Annotated in this window: 14 protein-coding genes; 7 read left to right on the top strand and 7 right to left on the bottom strand. The window is 72.1% G+C overall.

All coding sequences use genetic code 11. The annotated features are described in order from the left end of the window. Nucleotides 1-4: 4 nt before the first annotated feature. Together ACLNEE_RS00310 and ACLNEE_RS00305 are read right to left on the bottom strand one after the other, a co-directional pair. The gene (locus ACLNEE_RS00310; protein ID WP_411423852.1) at nucleotides 5-733 is read right to left on the bottom strand and encodes an alpha-ketoglutarate-dependent dioxygenase AlkB family protein; all 729 of its coding nucleotides are present in this window, start codon (nucleotides 731-733) and stop codon (nucleotides 5-7) included. After that, nucleotides 730-1,626: a PfkB family carbohydrate kinase gene (locus ACLNEE_RS00305; protein ID WP_412006657.1), complete on the bottom strand. Its 897-nt coding sequence runs from the start codon at nucleotides 1,624-1,626 to the stop codon at nucleotides 730-732. The genes ACLNEE_RS00310 and ACLNEE_RS00305 overlap by 4 nt, the downstream gene beginning before the upstream one ends. Nucleotides 1,627-1,698: 72 nt before the next feature. Between ACLNEE_RS00305 and ACLNEE_RS00300 the strand changes: the two genes are divergently transcribed. From ACLNEE_RS00300 to ACLNEE_RS00290, 3 genes are read left to right on the top strand one after another with little or no spacing between them, the layout of a single operon-like run. Continuing rightward, the gene (locus tag ACLNEE_RS00300) at nucleotides 1,699-2,928 is read left to right on the top strand and encodes an exonuclease SbcCD subunit D (RefSeq protein WP_411423850.1); all 1,230 of its coding nucleotides are present in this window, start codon (nucleotides 1,699-1,701) and stop codon (nucleotides 2,926-2,928) included. After that, on the top strand, nucleotides 2,925-6,071 hold the full coding sequence (locus tag ACLNEE_RS00295; protein ID WP_411423849.1) for an AAA family ATPase: 3,147 nt from the start codon (nucleotides 2,925-2,927) through the stop codon (nucleotides 6,069-6,071). The genes ACLNEE_RS00300 and ACLNEE_RS00295 overlap by 4 nt, the downstream gene beginning before the upstream one ends. Then, entirely contained in the window at nucleotides 6,068-8,545 is a 2,478-nt protein-coding gene (locus tag ACLNEE_RS00290) for a CPBP family glutamic-type intramembrane protease (protein ID WP_411423848.1), read from the top strand. Before ACLNEE_RS00295 ends, ACLNEE_RS00290 begins: the two co-directional genes overlap by 4 nt. A 16-nt stretch (nucleotides 8,546-8,561) precedes the next feature. Here the strand turns inward: ACLNEE_RS00290 and ACLNEE_RS00285 are convergent, their stop codons facing one another. The 4 genes from ACLNEE_RS00285 to ACLNEE_RS00270 all read right to left on the bottom strand — a co-directional run bounded on the left by ACLNEE_RS00285 (nucleotide 8,562) and on the right by ACLNEE_RS00270 (nucleotide 11,066). Further along, nucleotides 8,562-9,173: a hypothetical protein gene (locus tag ACLNEE_RS00285; RefSeq protein WP_412006656.1), complete on the bottom strand. Its 612-nt coding sequence runs from the start codon at nucleotides 9,171-9,173 to the stop codon at nucleotides 8,562-8,564. A 126-nt stretch (nucleotides 9,174-9,299) separates the two neighbouring features. Beyond that, on the bottom strand, nucleotides 9,300-10,154 hold the full coding sequence (locus ACLNEE_RS00280) for a sulfotransferase domain-containing protein (protein ID WP_412006655.1): 855 nt from the start codon (nucleotides 10,152-10,154) through the stop codon (nucleotides 9,300-9,302). A 55-nt stretch (nucleotides 10,155-10,209) separates the two neighbouring features. After that, nucleotides 10,210-10,692, bottom strand: a complete 483-nt coding sequence (locus tag ACLNEE_RS00275) for a hypothetical protein (RefSeq protein WP_411423845.1) — start codon at nucleotides 10,690-10,692, stop codon at nucleotides 10,210-10,212. A gap of 170 nt (nucleotides 10,693-10,862) precedes the next feature. Continuing rightward, entirely contained in the window at nucleotides 10,863-11,066 is a 204-nt protein-coding gene (locus ACLNEE_RS00270) for a hypothetical protein (RefSeq protein WP_411423844.1), read from the bottom strand. 110 nt (nucleotides 11,067-11,176) lie between these two features. Here ACLNEE_RS00270 and ACLNEE_RS00265 point away from each other — a divergent pair, with 110 nt between their 5' ends. From ACLNEE_RS00265 to ACLNEE_RS00255, 3 genes are read left to right on the top strand one after another with little or no spacing between them, the layout of a single operon-like run. Next, nucleotides 11,177-11,455, top strand: coding sequence for a DUF427 domain-containing protein (locus ACLNEE_RS00265; RefSeq protein ID WP_412006654.1), 279 nt, complete (start codon nucleotides 11,177-11,179; stop codon nucleotides 11,453-11,455). Between the two features lie 37 nt (nucleotides 11,456-11,492). Further along, nucleotides 11,493-12,446, top strand: coding sequence for an isopenicillin N synthase family dioxygenase (locus ACLNEE_RS00260; RefSeq protein WP_411423842.1), 954 nt, complete (start codon nucleotides 11,493-11,495; stop codon nucleotides 12,444-12,446). Between the two features lie 38 nt (nucleotides 12,447-12,484). Continuing rightward, nucleotides 12,485-12,763 (top strand): TFIIB-type zinc ribbon-containing protein, encoded by a 279-nt coding sequence (locus ACLNEE_RS00255; RefSeq protein ID WP_411423841.1) that lies wholly within the window; start codon nucleotides 12,485-12,487, stop codon nucleotides 12,761-12,763. A 13-nt stretch (nucleotides 12,764-12,776) separates the two neighbouring features. Here the strand turns inward: ACLNEE_RS00255 and ACLNEE_RS00250 are convergent, their stop codons facing one another. After that, complete coding sequence (locus ACLNEE_RS00250; protein ID WP_411423840.1) at nucleotides 12,777-13,685, bottom strand: cation diffusion facilitator family transporter; 909 nt, start codon at nucleotides 13,683-13,685, stop codon at nucleotides 12,777-12,779. Nucleotides 13,686-13,767: 82 nt separating this feature from the next. Between ACLNEE_RS00250 and ACLNEE_RS00245 the strand changes: the two genes are divergently transcribed. Beyond that, entirely contained in the window at nucleotides 13,768-14,403 is a 636-nt protein-coding gene (locus ACLNEE_RS00245; protein WP_412006653.1) for a PCC domain-containing protein, read from the top strand. Nucleotides 14,404-14,430 lie beyond the last annotated feature (27 nt).

Here is a 14,430-nt window from a genome sequence, read left to right as displayed (position 1 = left end):
CGGATCACTCGGCCATCGAACCCCCACGGGGGATGACGCGGCGGAAGGTGAGGTTGATCCGGGCGTCGCGGATCCGGCGGCGCGGCGGCAGCTGGTGCTGCCAGTGGCGCTGGCTGGGGGGATCCATCACGAGCAGATCGCCACGGCCGAGCTCGAGGCTCAGCGCGCCCAGGGGGCCTGCGTCGCTGTTCGGAGTCGGGGCCGGGGTTGGGGTCGGGGCCGGCCGGGTGCGGGGCCGCAGCCGGAAACAGCGGCTGGCCCCCAGGCTCAGGGAGGCGATCGGGGCGGTGGGGTCCAGGCTGGGCTCCGCATCGGCATGCCAGCCCATGTGGTCGTGGCCGTCGCGGTAGAGGTTGAGCAGCACGTTGGTGAAGCCCGGGGCCGCGTCGCTGGGCTGGGTGGGGTCCCGGGGGTACAGCAGGGCCTCGACCCGCCGGCGCAGCTCCTCGACCGCGGAGCTCCAGGGCTCGAGGGGATTGGCCACGCCGCTGTAGCTGTAGTGGCAGCCGGGGTCACCCATCGCCGCGGTGAGCCGCGGCAGCGGATGGCGGCGGCCATGCAGGACGATCCACTCCTGCTTCCAGGGCACCTCGATCAGCAGCCGCTCCAGCCAGAGATCGGCATCGTCGAGCCAGGCCGGCCAGTGGCGCAGCACCAGGCCGGGGCGCTCCAGCCGCAACGGCTGACCGGCGGGTGGGCCCAGAAGGCTCAGCTGCTGCCGCGAGGCCATCATCCGACGGGCTTCAGGGCGCCCGAGGCGGTGCGGTGCAGCTGGCTGGCATAGGGACCGCGCCCATCCAGACAGGCACTGCCGCAATGGCAGCCCAGGCTGATCGCCGCAGGCACGCCCCAGCCGGCCGCCAGGCCCGCGGTGACCCCAGCGGCGAAGGAGTCCCCGGCCCCGTAGGCATCGAGGGCGGGACGATGGCGCAGTGGCGCGGCAAAGGGTCCGAACGGCCAGGATTCCCCTCCCGCCGCCCCCGCCGTGGCGATCCGCAGGGCAGGCTCGGGCTGCAGGGCGCCAGCCTCGACCCGCTCCGCCGGATCCAGAGCACTGCCGATCAGGGCATCGAGGCGCACGCCGGCCTGGCGCAGCACGGGCAGGCGCACCCGCGGTGTGGCGGCCAGCAGCCGGGCCCTGCGGGCGTGCTGGAGAGCCATGGGATCGGCCGCGGTCACGAACACCCCGTCACAGGCCGTGAGGCTCGACCAGGGCAGGGGATCCTCACCGCCGGGGTTGAGCCGCTCGCCGATCACCGTGATCGTGCGCTCACCCGAACTGTCCACGAAGGTGACCCCCCTTCGGGTGGGCCTGTCGCGCCAGGCCACATGCAGCTCCAGCCCCAGGGCCTCGAGGTCCGCCGCCGCCCGCTCCCCGACGGCATCGCGCCCCAGGGCGGTGAAGAAGGCCACCGGGGAGCCGGTGAGGCGGGCGAGCTGGACGGCGACGACCGCACCGCCGCCGGCAGCCACCTCCAGGCAGCTGCGGGCCGTCTGAATCTCCCCGGCCTCCGGCAGACGGTCCACCGCCAGGAAGGTGACCACCTCGACGTGGCCCACCACCGCCAGCCGCAGCGGCGGCAGGGGGGGCAGCTGGGCCAGGGGCAGCGGTGCGCGGCAGGGCATCGGGACAGGGCGGGGGGATGGGAACAGCCCCACAGCCCCCCCCGCCAGAATGGCCGTTCCCTCGGGCCTGCCGTGCGCCTGCTGCACACGTCCGACTGGCACCTCGGCCGCAGCTTCCACGGCCATTCCCTGCTGGAGGCCCAGGCGGAGGCCATGGAGCGGCTGGTGGAGCTGAGCCGGGATGCCGAGGCGGACCTGGTCGTGATCGCCGGTGATCTCTACGACCGGGCGATCCCGCCCGCGGAGGCGGTGCGGCTGTTCACCGACACCATCGCCCGACTGCGCCAGAGCGGCACCGCGGTGGTGGCGATCGCCGGCAACCACGACTCCCATGTGCGGGTGTCGGTGTACGACGAACTGCTCTCGGCGCTGGAGGTCACGATCCGGGGCAGCTGGCGCCGCTCGGCCGAGCCGGTGCTGGTGGCGCCGCGGCGGGGGGGCTCCCCCGTGGCGGTGTACCCGCTTCCCTACCTCGAGCCCCTGCTCGACGGGCCGGGCCTCCAGCAGGCGACGGGGGCGGAGCCGCTCGGGCGCTGGCGCCACCAGGAAGTGACGAGCCTGGCCCTGGAGCGGATCCGCGCTGACCTGCAGCAGCGGGGCGGTGGCCGCTCGGTGCTGGTGGCCCATGCGTTCGTGGCCGGCGGCAGCAGCTCCGACTCGGAGCGGGAGCTGTCGGTGGGGAGTGTCGATGCGGTGCCGGTGGAGGCCTTCCGGGGCTTCGATTACGTCGCCCTGGGTCACCTGCATGGCTCCCAGCAGCTGGACGGTCCGCGGCTGGCCTATTCCGGCACGCCGCTGGCCTACTCCTTCTCGGAGGAGCGGCACGTGAAGTCGGTGAGGCTGGTGGAGCTGGCCGAGGACGGTGGACTGCGGGTCGAGGTGGTGCCCCTGGGGGTCGGGCGCCCCCTGCGCAGCCTCAGCGGCCGCTTCGAGGCCCTTCTGGCCGATCCTGAACTGGAGACGGCCCGCCAGGCCTGGGTGCGGGTGGAACTGACGGATGAGCTGCTGCCCCTGCAGGCGATGGCGCGGCTGCGGGTCCGGTTCCCCCACATCGTGGAGCTGCGGCACCGTCGCCCGGAGGGGACCCCCGCCTCGGCCAGTGGCCGCACGCTCAGCATCCGCAGCGCCCGGGGGCCTCTGGAGCGGAGCCTGGCCTTCTACGCCGACCAGCAGGGTCGCCCGCCCCTGCCCGCCGAAGCCGAGCTGCTGCGCCAGGCCCTGGCGGCGGCCGGCCGAAGGGATGGCGGGGAGGCCCCTGGGGATCGGCAGCACCCCACTGGGCAGGAGGCGACGGAACGATGAGGCCGCATCTGCTGGAGATCGAGGCCTTCGGGCCCTATGCCGAAGCGGTCCGTGTGCCCTTCGACAACCTCGCCCGCGATGGGCTGTTCCTGATCCACGGCAGCACGGGATCGGGCAAGACCTACCTGCTCGATGCGCTCTGCTTCGCCCTCTACGGCGAGGTCTCCGGTGAGCGCAGCGTCAAGGGTCTGCGCTCCGACCATGCCCCAGCCGGGGCCGTCCCCCGGGTGGCGCTCGAATTCTCGGCGGCCGACGGCCGCTGGCGGGTGGAGCGGCAGCCGGCCCACGAGGCGCCGAAGGCCCGCGGCAGCGGCACCACCTCCCGACCGGCGAAGGCGGCCCTCTGGCGGCTGGTGGGGGAGGGCCGCGAGCCGGTGGCGGGCAATGTGACGGAGGTCAGCCGGGAGATCACCCGGCTGGTGGGTCTCGATGCAGCCCAGTTCCGCCAGGTGATCCTGCTGCCCCAGGGGCGCTTCGCCGAGGTGCTGCGGGCCCGGGACGAGGAGCGCGAAGCCCTGCTCAAGACCCTCTTCGACACCACGCTCTACGAGCGCGCCATGGGCTGGCTGGAGGATCAGGCCCGCCAGGCCCGGGTTGGCCTGGCCGAGCAGCGCCGCTGCCTGGCGACATGGCGCGAGCAGGTGTGGCAGGCGTGGGAACCCTGGTCGGAGCCTGACGCCTCGATCCGGGCGGACGCGGCACCGCAGCCGGACGGCCCTGAGCTGGATCAGGCCGCTCTCGAGGCCCTCGGGGCGGCCATCGCCACCCAGGAGGCCACGGCACGATCGGACCATGAAGTCGCCGTGCGCCGGTTCGAACAGGCCCAGGCCGACCTGCAGGCCTGCCTGACGCTCACCGAACGGTGGGACCGCCGCCAGGGCGCCCGCCAGCGGCTGCAGGAGCTCGAGCGGCAGGACGCCGCGATCGCCCAGCTGCGGCTGAGGCTGGACCTGGCGGAGCGGGCGGAGCAGCTGCGGCCCAGCCTCAGGGCCATCAGCGAAGCCCGGGAAGCCCGCAACAGGGCGGAGCAGGCCTGCCAGGCTTCGCTGAGCGTCGCGCGGCATCGGCGGGACGGGGGCCAGGGGCTGCCGGACGTCGTGGTGGCCATGGACCTGCTCCAGCCGCCGGACGCGGGGGCACTCACGACGGCCCTCACCAGCCTGGCTGCCCGGCGAGGGGAGCTGAAACGCCTGGTGGGCCTGAGCCAGGAAGCGCGGGAGGCCCACACCGCCCAGCGCCAGGCCGCCGCGGCGGTCGAGGAAGGCACCGCCCGCATCAGCCGGGGGCTGGCCCTGGTGGCCGCGCACCAGGAGCGGCGCAGCCAGCTCGAACCGCGGATCCTGGCCGCCCGTTCCTGCCGCGACGCCCTCACCGGCCTGGCCCAGGCCGCCGCGCAGGCCCGGGCCCGGACCGGCCTGCTGGAGCAGCTCGAGGCCGCCCAGCGGCAGGCCGTGCAGGCCACGGCCGCGGCGCTGTCGGTCGAGGAGCGGCAACAACGGGCCCGCCGCCACCAGCTCGATCTGCGGGAACGCCAGCTGGCCGGCATGGTCGCCCGACTGGCCGCCGGTCTGCAGAGCGGTGTGCCGTGCCCGGTCTGCGGCTCCAGGACACACCCGCAGCCAGCCACCGCCGGAAAGGGGGCGGGTGCGGGGCAGGCTGTTGGCGAACACAGTCTCGACGGATCGGCCCCTGACGGGGACGCCCTTGACGGATCGGCCCTTGACGGGACGGTCGTCGACGACCAGGCCGTGGCGGCCGCGGAGCAGGACCTGGAGGCCGCCGCCCGCGCCCTGGCCGAGGCCCGGGGCGAGCAGGCACGCTGCCTGGCGCGGCGCCAGAGCCTCGAGGAGCAGGTGGGCCCTCTGGAGCCCGATCTCGCCGGGGCCCAGCGGAGCGCCCAGGCGGCGGCCGCCGCCGCCGAGAACGAGCTGGCGGCCGCCCGCCGGCAGGCGGAGGCCCTGCCCGAGCTGGAGCTGGACGATCAGAAGCTGGGGCAGGAGCTGCTGACCTACGAGAAACGTCTGGAGCAGCTGCGCCTCGATGGGGCCAGGGACCGGGAGCGGGCCCGCAGTGAAGCGGAGCGGGCCCGGGGCCTGCAGGAGCGTCTGACGGCCGAGCTCGGCGAGGGGCAGGATCCCAGCCGCCTGCTCGAGGACGCCACGGAGCTGGCCCGGGCCCTGGACCATCTGGCCCGGGCCAGCCAGGCCTGGCACGGAGCAGTCAGCCGCGAGCAGGAGGCTGGGCGGCGCCTCGCCGAGGATCTCCTCAGCGCCGGCTTCAGCGATCGGGCCACCCTGGAGCAGGCTCTGGCCGAGCCGGACCAGCGGGCGGGGTGGCAGGCGGAGATCCAGCGCCACGCTGAGGAACGGCTGCGGCAGCAAGGGGTGCTGGCCTCGCTGGAGCTGCAGGATGTGCCGCAGGAGCGTCCCGATCCCGCGGCGGCCTACGAGGCCCGCGCGCAGGCCGATGCGCGCCGCGAGGCCGCCCTGGAGCGCCTCACCCGGGCGGCTGGCGCTCGCCAGACGATCTCGGCCCTGGTGGAACGCCACCGCCAGGGTGAGCAGCAGCTGCGCGGGCTGCAGACCACGGCCGACCTGATCAACGCCGTGGCGGACCGCTGCTGGGGACGCAGCCAGCCCCACATCTCCCTGCAGCGCTGGATTCTCTCCGCCTACCTGGAGGAGATCTGCGGCTACGCCAACCAGCGCCTCGCCCTGATGAGCGGCGGCCGCTACGACCTGCGTCTCTCGGACGACTCGGGTCAGCGGCGCGGCAGCAAGGCCGGCCTGGGTCTGAGGGTGCTGGATGCGTTCACCGGGGAGGAGCGCGAGGTCTCCAGCCTCTCCGGCGGGGAGACCTTCCAGGCCTCCCTGGCCCTCGCCCTGGGGGTCGCCGACACGGTGCAGGCCCACAGCGGCGGGGTGCGCCTGGAGGCCCTGTTCATCGATGAGGGGTTCGGCAGCCTGGACGCCGACAGCCTGCAGCTGGCGATGGATGAACTCGACCGGCTGCGCGAGGGCGGTCGCATGATCGGGCTGATCAGCCACGTCGGCACGTTGCGGGAGAGGATCCGCAGCGGCATCGCGGTGGTCGCCACCGAGCGGGGCTCGCAGCTGGACATCGGCATCCTGGAGGGACCATGAGCAACGCGAGCTGGAGCGCCTTGGGACGGCGCCGTTGGCTGACCGGCCTGCTGGCCATGGCCGTCGTGCTGCTGACGGGACTGCCCCAGCTCCTGGGCCCGCTCCTGGCCGAGCCAGGCCGGCGGGGAACCCCGACCGACCCCCTGCCCGTGAGCAGCGAGGCCCTGGCGCGCCGCTCGCCCTACAGCCAGCCGGGCGCCTATCCCCTCGACCGACGCCCCTCACCGCTCCTGTACCGACCCCACGCCGCGTGGATGGGTCGGTTGATCCTGCCGACCCCCGCCGAGACCGCCAGCCGCGGCGGCGACTGGGTCTGGGTGGAGCTGGAGCAGACCCCCGCCGGACAACAGCAGCTGCGCGGACGGCGGCTGCGGCTCACCTGGGCCGAACATCCCGAGCTCCAGGCCCTGGTGGCGGCCGTCACCACGGACATCCATCTGGGCGCCTCGGCCCGCCAGGCGGCAGCAGCGGCCAACGTGGTGCCGACACGCCTCGATGGTCGCAAGGCGGTGGGGCCCCTGCAGTCGCTGGCCGGGGCACGACCGGTGGACGACCTGACCGTGCAGCTGGAGGAGGTGAGCCTGGAGGGCGACACCCTGCGCATCGGCCGGCCGCCGGTGCAGACCAGCGGCCGCTGGATGGCCCTGGCCACCGTGGTGGCTGCGGTGCCGACCCCAGATGATCCCGACCGCGTGCTGGTGCGCCACTTCGACCCGGCCAGCGGGGGCTTCGACGGACCGGAGGAGCGCATCCGCATTCCCCGCCTGCCCCCCGACCGGTTCGGCCGGTTGATGCTGGATCCCACAGGTCTGGCCGGCTCCCCGCTGAACGCCCAGGGATGGCTGCTCTATGGCTCACCCACGGCCGATGGGGTGTTCACCGTGCAGGCGATCCAGCCCCGCGCCCTGTTGAGCCTCACCCCGCAGCGGGTGGTGCGGGGCACCAGTGCCGCTCTGGCGGTGATCAACCGGGAGACCTGGTCAGCGGCCACGTTGCGACGGGGCAGTCTCCAGTCCATCGCCGTGCTCCCCGACAGCGTGGACCCGCCGGCATCGGGGTCCCGCCCGCCGGGCGCCCCAGAGGGGCCGCCCCTGGCCGCCGTCGGGCAGCGGGCCCTGCTGGTGCACAGCTTCGGCGGAATCGGGGGAGCCGATGGGGAGCCCACCCCGGGCTGGACCGTGACGGGCCACTTCGCCTTCGGCGAGGCACGGGTGGTGCGCGATCCGTTCAGCGGCGATCCCCGGCTGGATCTCCGCTACCACCAGATCTACGCCAACAATCCGAACGGCATCGTGGCGGGCAGCCAGGACTGGAGCGCCTACGCCGGCAACCTCCAGCGGGGCTGGGTCGGCACCCGACCGATCGCCGATGTGCTGGTGCCCCTCGATGGCCCCCTGCTGGATGTGCTCGCGGTCCAGAGCGAGATCCTCAGCGCCCGTTACCGCTCCGGGGACGGGACCGGGGTGGCCCTGGTGACGCCGGCCACCTCCTGCGTGCAGGACTCCAGCCAGGCCCTCTGGATCGCCCTCGATCTGCTGCGCCGGCAGGGGAGCCTGGCCGCCGATCAGCCACCTGGGGAACGGAGCCGCCGTGAGCGGCTCGGCGAGGCCCTCAACAGCCTGCTCACCCCCTTCGGCATGGTGCGTCAGGACTGGCGCCACAATGCCGGCGTCACTGCCAGCGCCGGCACCGGACGCCAGGAAGGCGCCGCCAGCGCGACGTTCCAGACCAGCCAGCGGGCGCAGGACGTGCTGCTGAGCTGGCGCTCCATGCTCCCCCGCCGGGCCCATGACGGCATGGCCACGGTGTTCGTGCGGGGAGGACTGCCGATCTGGATCCTGCGCACCAATCAGATCCCGGGCAAGGACGACACCCTCGCACCTCTGGCCCCCACCAGCCTGCTCGGCCAGCTGCCCGTGGTCGGCACCCTGCTCCAGCGGCTGGGGGATGCCCTCTTCCCGCCAATCCTGGGTCCACCGCTGAGCTGGTCCCTGCTGGTGCTGGGGTTGTATGCGGCCGTGGCCCTGCCGCTCGGCTTTCGCAGCGGCTTTCTGCAGGGCCCCTGGCGCTGGGGGCCGTGGCGGCTGACGCTGCGGCGTGCCGCCGGGCTGCTGCTGATGCCGGCCCTGGTGGAGGAGCTGGTCTTCCGGGTGCTGCTGCTGCCCCACCCGCTCGAAGGGGTGGGCGGCGGCGCCATGGCGGCCTGGGGGGCGCTGAGCGTGGGTCTGTTCGTGGCCTACCACCCGCTGGCGGCAAGGTTCTGGTATCCCCAGGGGTGGGCGGTGTTCCATGACCCGCGCTTTCTGCTGCAGTGCACCCTGCTCGGCAGCGCCTGCGTGCTGGAGTACGTCCTCAGCGGTTCCCTGTGGTCCGCAGTGCTGCTCCACTGGCTGGCTGTGGTCATCTGGCTGGAGCCCCTGCAAGGCAGGCGGTGCCTGGGGAGCGGGCGGGAAAGGGTCAGCTGGCGCCCCTGATCGCTGACGCCCCTGATCAGGGAATCTCGATCTCGACGAATTCCACCAGCCCCTCCCGCAGCAGCACCTCGGCAATGGCCGGAGCGGCGGCGACCTGCTGGATCCGCTGGGTCACCCGGTTGAGGGCCTGCTGGGGATCAGTTCCGAGGGGCAGCGTCGCCAGCACATCGGGAAGGGCCAGCTGGCCGATCGCGATCACCGGCTGACCGGCCACGATGCCGGCCTGCAGAAACTGGGTGAGCGTGAGAATCCCCACCGGGGAGGCCGTGCCCGTGGCCAGAGCCAGGTTGGTGAGCCGGGTGGCGATGGAGGTGCAGCGGTGGGAGACCGAGACCCCGCCCACCGGTCCGGAAAGCTGCGCGATCGGACGCAGTCCCGATCCCTTCAGGGGGGGAACCGACATCGGATTGAGCGCCAGATCAAAGCTCGGCCGGGGGATCAGGCCGAGGCCGACCAGATAGTTGCCGTCCTGCTGCACGCAGCCGAAGCCGTACACAGCCTCCTGGGATGTGGCGGCTTCGGCCGGCGCCGCCGGGCTGGGGGAAGCAGCCGCCAGCGCCATCAGGCCAGCTGCCGCAAGGGATCCAGCACGGGCAAGGCAGCAGGAGAGATGGGGTTGGCGGAGCATCGGAATGGGAACGGATGGGACCACGGTGGACGGCAGCACGGTGGAGGGTGGCGCCCCGGACACCAGCGGGGACAGGACGGAATCCTGGGGCCGTTGGCCCTGACCACCATTCAAGGTCTTCGGCCCTCACCAACGCCAATAGTCCGTTGCTTTGCCGATGGAAGCAAGAAAGGCTTCGGCATCCGGGCGCAGACGGTCGATCACCTGGCGGCGCAGCTCAGGGGGCCAGCGGGGTGAGGGCACGAGCGTCCGCCCCTTCTCCCCAGCCTTGTTGACCGCGGGCAGGCTGCCGTCGTCGAGCAGCTGTTCCGGCGCGACCGAGGCAGCACCGAGGAACGCGAGCAGCCTGGCCAGCTCATCAGCGGGATCGGCCAGAAGATCCTCAAAGGTCATGCAGTGAATCTGAGCCTCAGGGAAATGGGCCCGGTAATCGCTGATCCGGGCGTGGTAACTGGAGCATCCGATCAGCAGATTCGCGGCATGGCGGTTGGAGAGAAAGTCCTCGAAGGCCACGAAGTCCGGCTTGCGGCCCCGGAGATGGCGCCAATGGGAGACGAGACGATCGAGGGGATGGCCAACGACATAGACAATCCTGAGATCGGGGAGGTAGCGCTGCATCAGCGCAGGAGCACAGCGAAACTCAGGAAGCGCACTGGCGTACATCGTGCTGGCCTCCCCCCGCAGGGGATAGCCCCGGCCGGGGAGAAAGAGTTTGCGATACCACATCCACCCCTTGGCGTAATGCCGCCCGAAGAACTTCGGCTCCTTCGGGCGGCTGATGAAGATCTGGGGATGGCGGGGAAGAATGGTTGTGAGGGTCGTCGTGGCTGATTTGGCGGCCCCGATGATGATGAAATTGGGCAGGATGCGCCGCACCACGAGGGCCCTCTGCCGGTGCTGACCCTGCAGCCCCTCGGCCGTGGCCCGATGCAGGGGAGAAACCCTGACAGAGCCCAGCAGCTGCTGAGTCAGATCGAACACACCCGCTCCTCTGGAGGCTTCGGGCATCATCCCGTCACAGCAACGCTTCCCACCGTCAACGACCCTGAACAGCGGCTCGAGCCGGCAGCCAGTCGCCGGCCCGGGATCCTGAAAACAGGGGCCTGCCCAGCCTGGAGCGGGAATCGGGGCCCTGCGGCTGCGGCTGCGGCGGAGGTGAACCGCTGGCTCGGCGCCTCCGCCCGAGAATCTGGCGCAGGGCCTCCAGGCCCTCCAGCAGCCACACCAGGGCGATGGCCAGCAGCAGAACCCATTCCCTGCCCCCCAGGTCCCTGCTCCCGAAATCCCTGCCCCCGAAATCCCGGAGCTGGACTTCGGCAGTCGGCTGGTCGGTGCTCAGCTTGTCGTTGCTCAGCTGGTCGGTGCTCGTCGGGTCACTGGTCGTCGGGTCAGTCGGCTGGCGCAGCACCTGCAGGGCCACCGGGGTTTCCAGCGGAAGCCCCCAGGGAGCGGGGGGATGGCAGCGCCAGTAGGGGTCATGGCTGCGGGCCTGGAGACGTTCCGAGAGGGTGGGGATCATGACCCAGGCCGAACGGGCGCAACCAACCCACCTGTCCTACAGCGAATGTCGGCCATGGGTATGACGTCCTGCCCAGGGCACGGCGGGGCAGCGGCACGGCGGAGCGGCACGGCGGAGCGGCACGGCGGAGCGGCATGGCGGAGCGGCACGGCACCCCCGCGGCGGGGGCGTCAGGCCGAAGCAGCGAGGCGCTGACGCAGCAGGGGCAGCTCCTCGTCGATCAGGTCCCTGGCCTCGCGGAGATTGGCGACCTCGCCGAGCGACAGGCCGCTGGGGTGGGTGATCCGGAACGGGGCGACACGGCCGGCGTCGGCGCAGAGATCGACGCTGCAACCACGGTGACGCCAGGAAGCCAGGGCTGTGGGGTGATCCATCACAGACTCCCTCTCTTCTGAACGGTGGCTGCACTGAACTGGAACCTGACGGGGTTGGCAAGCGCCGGCCCGGTGGAAGGGCCAGGATGGCGCCCATCCGGGAGACCTTCATGCAAGCCAGCTGGAACGGTGCGGTGATCGCCAGCAGCGACGACATCGTGCGTGTGGAAGGGAACGCCTATTTCCCCGCCGAGGCCCTGAATCCGGCCTGCGTGCGCCCGTCGGATCACCGCACCGTCTGCGGTTGGAAGGGCGAGGCCCACTATTACGACGTGGTGGTCGACGGCCAGGTGAACGCCAATGCCGCCTGGTACTACCCCGAGCCGAAGCAGGCCGCCCGGGAGATCCAGGGGAGGGTGGCTTTCTGGAAAGGGGTCTCGGTGGCCTGAGCCCAGTGCCCAGTCCCGTGAGCGCCGCCCGACCGCGATGAACCTCCCGATGCTCGATGTCGACCTGCTGCGCTTCGAGCGGGGTGACCGCACGGCCCGGGAGGCCGTGGTCGATGGGGTGCGTCGCAGCCTGGCGACCGGATTCGTGTACACGAACCACGATCTACCGACAGCCCTGCTGGATGAGGCCTATGGACGACTGGAGCAGTTCTTCCGGCTGCCCCGCCCAGAAAAGGAGGCCTTCACCGTCGAGGCTGCCTGCGGCCAGACCGGGTACACCGGAACCCTGGTGGAGACGGCAGCCGGGGAGGGTCTGGCCGACTGGAAGGAAATGCTCAACTGGGCTGCGCCGCTGCCGGCCAGCCATCCGCTGCGACGGCGCTTCCCGCTTCTCTATCCCGAACCCCTCCTGCCCGAGGCCGCCGTGCCCGGGATCACCGCCGTGCTGGGGGCGTTCCACCGGGCGATCGCCGATCTGCAGCGCCGCTTTCTGCGGGTGATCGCCGTGGGGCTCGGCGTCCATGAGGACATCTTCGAGGCGATGGTGGCCGACGCCCCGACCCTCACCCGGGCGGTCCACTACCCCCCGATCATCCAGGCGCCCAGGGAGGGTCACGCCTGGGCAGCCCCCCACGCCGACATCAATCTGATCACCGCCCTGCCACGTGCCACCGCACCAGGCCTGCAGGTCCGGGTGGGCGAGGACTGGGTGGATGCCGTCCCGCCGGAAGGCCAGGTGGTGATCAACAGTGGACTGATGCTGGAACGGCTCAGCAACGGGCTGATCCCGAGTGGCTGGCACCGGGTGGTGGCCCCGCCTGGCAGCCAGCAGGCCCGGCTCAGCGTCGTGCAGTTCTGCCACCCGCGGCCCTCCACCCTGTTGCAGCCCTTCGCCAGCTGCTGCACAGCGCAGCACCCCCAGCGCTACGCCGGCCAGCTGGCCGCTGACGCCCTGGAGGAGGTGCTCTACCTGCTCAAGCTGGCGGGCTAGAAGCGGAGGATGCACACCCACGGGCAGGGAGGTTGGTGATGGCGTGCCCCAACTGCGGCAGCTGGTCCGTGAAGGCCGATCGAAGTCTGGGCGGCCGCTATGTCTGCGGACGCTGCGGCCGGCCGCTGGGCATGCAGGCCGAGCGGCGCCAGCGCCTGCCGCGTCGATCGGGCCGGGTGGGGCCTCCGCGGCGGTGGTGGCTGCTGCTGGGGCTGGTGGGGATCGCTGCCCTGCTCGCCAGCCTCGAACCGCCGCGATGGGCCCCGCCACCACCGGGCGGAACGCCGGGTCTGCAGGGTCCGGCCCGGGCGCTGTGAGGCACGGCAGCCCTCAGCCCTGGTCCCATTGGAAGCCGCCATCGTTCCAGGCGACGGGGTCCTCGATCGGCTCCAGGTGCGTGAACACATGGGCCCGCGGGAGCAGGGCAACGATCTCGCGCTCCAGCGCCTCGCAGTAGTCATGCCCCGTCTGGACACTCCAGGCACCGGGCACCAGCACATGGAGCGAGACGAACCGCCGGGAGCCTGCCACGCGGGTCCGGACGGCATGGAAGGCCACGGATGTGCCGGCATGGGAGGCCAGCACCGCTTCCAGCAGCTGCTGCTCGGACTCCGGCAGGGATCGGTCCATCAGGCCCGAGGCCGTCTCCCGCAGGAGCCTCCAGCCGGTGCCCAGGATGTTGATCGCCACGGCGATGGCCACCAGGGGATCGAGCAGGGTGAGCCCGGTGAGGGGAACCAGCAGCAGGGAGGCCACCACCCCGATCGAGGTCCACACGTCGGTGAGGAGGTGGTGGGCGTCGGCCCGCAGCGTGATCGAATCGAACCGCCGGGCGGCCCGCAGCAGCAACAGGGCCACCAGGCCGTTGAGAGCCGTGGCCACCAGGGAGAGGGCCAGGCCCACGTCCAGGGGCCCCAGGGGCTGGGGTTCGAACAGGCGGCCCACGGCCGTGTAGAGGATGGCCACGGCCGCCACCAGGATCAGGGCACTTTCCAGACCGCTGGAGAAGTACTCCGCCTTGAAATGCCCGTAGTGGTGCCGCCGGTCAGCCGGCTTGGCGGCCAGGCTGAGGGCACCGAAGGCCGCCAGGGCCGCCACCAGGTTGACCACCGACTCGATGGCATCCGAGAGGAGACCCACCGATCCGGTGAGCTGCCAGGCGGCGGTCTTCAGCACGATCGTGGCGACGGCCGCCCCGATCGAGAGAAGGATGTAGGAGCGGGGGGCGTTGAAGGCCATGGTCAGGGCCGGAGACCCGATCGGGGCGAGGGAACGGGGAGAGGGAGGTTGCAGGCACGGGCGTCCCTGGCGAAGGGTAGGTTTGCCTGGCCGTTCAGCCCTGTCGCCGATGCGTTTCCTGGCGCTCCACCTCGAGCCCGGCAGTGACGTGCGCCAGGCCCTCGAGGAGCTGGCCCGGCAGGAAGGCTGCAGCGGTTTCGTGCTGAGTGTGGTGGGCAACCTCTCCCAGGCGGCCTTCCAGTGCCCCGGCCAGGCCGATCCCACCGTGCTGCGGGGGGAGCTGGAGATCATCACCCTGCAGGGCACCCTGGCCCCCGAGGGGGTGCACCTGCACCTGAGCTTCTCCGATGGTGCCTGCCAGGTGTGGGGCGGCCATCTCGAACCGGGCTCCCAGGTGCTCAAGGGAGCCGACCTGCTGGTGGGGATGTTCGACCCCGCCCAGCCGGATGCGGCTCTCCCGGTGGCGCAGGCGACAGTCGCACCCACCCCAGTGAGCAACGAGCCGCCCCGGGTGGAGATCGCCGTGCTGCCGGGCTGCCCTTACTCCGCCAGGGCCCTGCGGATGCTGCGCACCCTCGGCATCCCGCATCGGGTGAGCCATCCCCAGGAGCCCGGCCGGGTGCCGCAGATCTTCATCGACGGCCAGCTGATCGGCGGCTACGACGCCCTCGCCGATCTCCATGCCAGGGGAAGCCTCGAGGTGCTCCGCGAGTTCTGACACGCCCCTGACACGCCGATCCAGGAC

The organism is Aphanothece stagnina RSMan2012 (assembly GCF_046764815.1).
Classification (GTDB): Bacteria; Cyanobacteriota; Cyanobacteriia; order PCC-6307; family Cyanobiaceae; genus NIES-981.
Note: the sequence above shows the minus strand (reverse complement) of the source record. Positions and strands in the feature narration are given on the sequence as shown.

What these genes read in the sequence shown, in the direction of transcription:
- ACLNEE_RS00265 (WP_412006654.1), top strand. Translation starts at nt 11,177, where the DNA reads ATGCAAGCCAGCTGGAACGGTGCGGTGATCGCCAGCAGCGACGACATC.
- ACLNEE_RS00255 (WP_411423841.1), top strand. Translation starts at nt 12,485, where the DNA reads ATGGCGTGCCCCAACTGCGGCAGCTGGTCCGTGAAGGCCGATCGAAGT.
- ACLNEE_RS00275 (WP_411423845.1), bottom strand. Translation starts at nt 10,692, where the DNA reads ATGATCCCCACCCTCTCGGAACGTCTCCAGGCCCGCAGCCATGACCCC.
- ACLNEE_RS00305 (WP_412006657.1), bottom strand. Translation starts at nt 1,626, where the DNA reads ATGCCCTGCCGCGCACCGCTGCCCCTGGCCCAGCTGCCCCCCCTGCCG.
- ACLNEE_RS00285 (WP_412006656.1), bottom strand. Translation starts at nt 9,173, where the DNA reads ATGCTCCGCCAACCCCATCTCTCCTGCTGCCTTGCCCGTGCTGGATCC.
- ACLNEE_RS00290 (WP_411423848.1), top strand. Translation starts at nt 6,068, where the DNA reads ATGAGCAACGCGAGCTGGAGCGCCTTGGGACGGCGCCGTTGGCTGACC.
- ACLNEE_RS00295 (WP_411423849.1), top strand. Translation starts at nt 2,925, where the DNA reads ATGAGGCCGCATCTGCTGGAGATCGAGGCCTTCGGGCCCTATGCCGAA.
- ACLNEE_RS00260 (WP_411423842.1), top strand. Translation starts at nt 11,493, where the DNA reads ATGAACCTCCCGATGCTCGATGTCGACCTGCTGCGCTTCGAGCGGGGT.
- ACLNEE_RS00250 (WP_411423840.1), bottom strand. Translation starts at nt 13,685, where the DNA reads ATGGCCTTCAACGCCCCCCGCTCCTACATCCTTCTCTCGATCGGGGCG.
- ACLNEE_RS00270 (WP_411423844.1), bottom strand. Translation starts at nt 11,066, where the DNA reads ATGGATCACCCCACAGCCCTGGCTTCCTGGCGTCACCGTGGTTGCAGC.
- ACLNEE_RS00310 (WP_411423852.1), bottom strand. Translation starts at nt 733, where the DNA reads ATGATGGCCTCGCGGCAGCAGCTGAGCCTTCTGGGCCCACCCGCCGGT.